A 2,981-nucleotide genomic window follows, 5' to 3' on the forward strand; every position below is an offset into this window, starting at 1 on the left:
TTTAAATAATTTTCTCTTGCAAGAATGGATAGAGCAAGGGAATCCAACTGAGACTTTTAATAAATGTTCTGCGAAAATAGCGATCATCTTAGATAATGCCAGCTTCCATAAAAGAAAAGATATCTTAGCTAATATTAAGACAGAAATGCCAAATATTATCCTTGAGTTTCTACCACCTTATAGCCCCGATTATAATTTGATTGAATTAGTTTGGCATTCAGCAAAAGAATATATAGCTCATAGATTGTTCGAGTCAGTATCACAGCTAGAAGAGTTATTAAATAAATTGTTAAATGAAGGAGGTCTTATTATTAAATGGGAGCGCAAGATTAAAAATAAAGGTAATGCTATTTATTAAATTTAGCTGCGTATTAGCTTATCTGTCCCTTCTTATAACTTTATTTTAGAAGCTCTTTTCTATGCAGCTTCATATTAAATTGGTATTACTATAGAATGAAATTCCTATAAAGTACTGTAAATAAGGATTTTCTTTAATTTGCTCTACTGTTTCTCTGTCACTTATCCCCAATTTTTCTTTAATTATTAATGCACCTAATGCCATCCGAAATGACTTTGCTGGTGCCCCCATCTCTGCATTGAAAAATGAAGAATATTCCGACTCAAATTCTGTCCAGGGGATTAAAGAAGCCATGAAAGATAGGTAACATAAATTACCTAGAGTCTTAGCGATCGCTACTTAGAAAAGGCAAAAACAAGGAACTTCGACCTCGGTTTATTAGACATATCCTTAATATAAACAAAGTGGGATAATGAAAAATGGAGTAAAAATTATATGTAGAGAATATGACAAGCCCTTTGGCAAGAATTGAATCACATCCCCACGAAGCAAAACGTCTAATTGGAATTAATTATGACCAGTTTTTAGCATTGGTAGTCTTGGCAGAGCAAAGGCATATAGAGAAACAGGCAGAACTTGAAAAAAATAAAGTCCGTATTATTGCCAAGGGAGGTGGACGCAAAGCAGAGATTTCACCTAAAGAAGGAGTATGCTTATGTCTAGTTTACCTCAGGCAAAAACCAATTTTTGAGATTTTAGGCTTACTCTTTGATATTTCTAAAACCAAAGCCAATGATGCGTTTAATTACTGGGTAGATATATTGAGAGAAATTTTACCAGCATCTCAAATAGAAGAAGTTGAATCAAACAGTCAAAAATATCAAGAATTACAGAGAATGCTGTCAGAATACGAATTAATCATCGATAGTGCAGAACAAGCTGTAGCAAGACCCGTAGACTATCAAGAACAAAAAAAATACTACTCTGGCAAGAAAAAAATGCATACTTTAAAAAACCAGTTTATTATCCTACCAAATGGCGAAGATATTGTAGATGTCTGTGTGGGAATGTTGGGTAAAATGAGCGATATTAATCTATTTCGAGATACCCGCAATAAATTTCTACCCTCACAAAAGTTTCTTGGAGATAAAGCCTACATTGGAGATGATGCCATTACCACACCTCATAAAAAGCGAAAGAATACAGAAATATCCGAATTCCAAAAGCAAGAGAATAAACAACTGTCGTCACGAAGAATTGCTGTTGAACACATGATATGTCGGGTAAAAATATTTCGAGTAGCCAGTGATAGATTTCGTCTAGCGCGTCATCGATATAATCAGGTAATTATGGCTGTCTGTGGGTTGGTAAGGTTAAGAATTAATCGGTTATTTTCTGTTACCATTAGTACTTAATTTGCTATTTGTAAATTTATTTATTCTGATTCTACGTTTCTGCTCTAATTCCATTTTTTTCTCTCTCAATGCCTTCAAACCCTTATTTCCTCGTACAGCCAGATGGCGATCGCTCCTTCCGTGCAAATCCTTGTAACTCTCTTCTGATAAGCTTTCATGATTCGCGGATGAGTCTATTGGGAATAAGCCCTGGTAATTTAGATATAAAATCCGATCTCACATTTTCGCATTGCTCCCGCGCGGGGATCTGTTTGTTTGCCTTGTGCCTTCTTTCACTATGAAAGAAAGCAAATGTGGAGGCACAATAGCTTATTAATCTTGTCCCTCGACAATTTCTTTTTGGATAAAACTAATTTGTGCAGCTAATTCTTGCCGAGTGGAAGCTTTGAATAGATATCGGAAAACAAACCAGATTAAGTAACCAATTCCAGTCAACTCAAAAACTAGATTTAACTGCGGAATTTCATTTATTACATCTAATACAGCTAGAATTATCTTAACTGCAACAGTCGCTGTAATAATTGTAGCAAAACAAATAATTGGCAGTTGGTATTCAGTGGAAAAGCTACCTAAGTATTTAGGTAATTGCTCCAAAAATGCAGAGATTTTCCCGCCAATTTGCTGCCGTTGAGGTAAGGGTTGATTATCAGGTATTAGCAATGGTTGAGTATCAAGGTTTGAACTTTCAACTGCTGCGTAGTTTACCGCCGTAGGCATCGCTTCGGTAGATGTAATATCAATAGATTTCGATTGTTGTACTTCATTCTCCTGAAGTAATGGTTGATTATTAGGTATTAGCAATGGTTGAGTATCAAGGTTTGAACTTTCAAGTACTGCGTAGTTTACCGCCGTAGGCATCGGTTCGGTAGATGTAATATCAACAGATTTCGATTGTTGTACTTTACTCTCTTTAAATTTCCTCTTTTCTTCAGGGATAACAGTTTTCATTTGCTCACCACGGATATCAGATTGAGCGAGTTTCATCAGAGGGGAATAAATGGCATTGTACATATCCCGTGCCATATTCACCGCACCTTCAAAACCCATATAAGGGCCATTGTGGTAGCCATGACCATTCACATAAGGCAAATGCAACTTCTTCACCAAAGCACCCACCCGTGGCCCAGTCAACACCAAATCCGGCTTGACCATCTCCAGCACCTCAAAGAACTCCAGTTCATTGCCATCATCAATATAGATAGTCCCTTCTTCACCTCTGGCAATTACCTTCTCAAAATCCTCTTGGTGTCCAAACTTCGACGACATCG

3 protein-coding genes and 1 pseudogene are annotated in these 2,981 nt (G+C 36.6%); 2 read left to right on the forward strand and 2 right to left on the reverse strand.

Features of this window, described 5'->3' with window-relative positions; translation table 11 throughout:
• A partial coding sequence (locus CDG79_RS39985; protein ID WP_189525317.1) for a transposase occupies positions 1-358 on the forward strand: 358 nt, incomplete at its 5' end.
• A gap of 90 nt (positions 359-448) precedes the next feature.
• Here the strand turns inward: CDG79_RS39985 and CDG79_RS39990 are convergent.
• Positions 449-652: pseudogene (locus CDG79_RS39990) on the reverse strand (transposase); the annotation flags it as partial.
• Positions 653-804: 152 nt separating this feature from the next.
• Here CDG79_RS39990 and CDG79_RS39995 point away from each other — a divergent pair.
• Positions 805-1,713, forward strand: coding sequence for a transposase family protein (locus CDG79_RS39995; protein ID WP_094346980.1), 909 nt, complete (start codon positions 805-807; stop codon positions 1,711-1,713).
• Between the two features lie 312 nt (positions 1,714-2,025).
• On the opposite strand, the gene CDG79_RS44625 is transcribed toward CDG79_RS39995, so the two are convergent.
• On the reverse strand, positions 2,026-2,981 hold a 956-nt coding region (locus CDG79_RS44625), incomplete at its 5' end, for a CAAD domain-containing protein (protein WP_317616649.1).

This window comes from Nostoc sp. 'Peltigera membranacea cyanobiont' 232, from assembly GCF_002245985.1.
GTDB lineage: Bacteria > Cyanobacteriota > Cyanobacteriia > Cyanobacteriales > Nostocaceae > Nostoc.

Excerpts from the sequence above, each read along its gene's own strand:
- CDG79_RS39995 (WP_094346980.1), top strand. The coding sequence starts at position 805 with ATGACAAGCCCTTTGGCAAGAATTGAATCACATCCCCACGAAGCAAAA.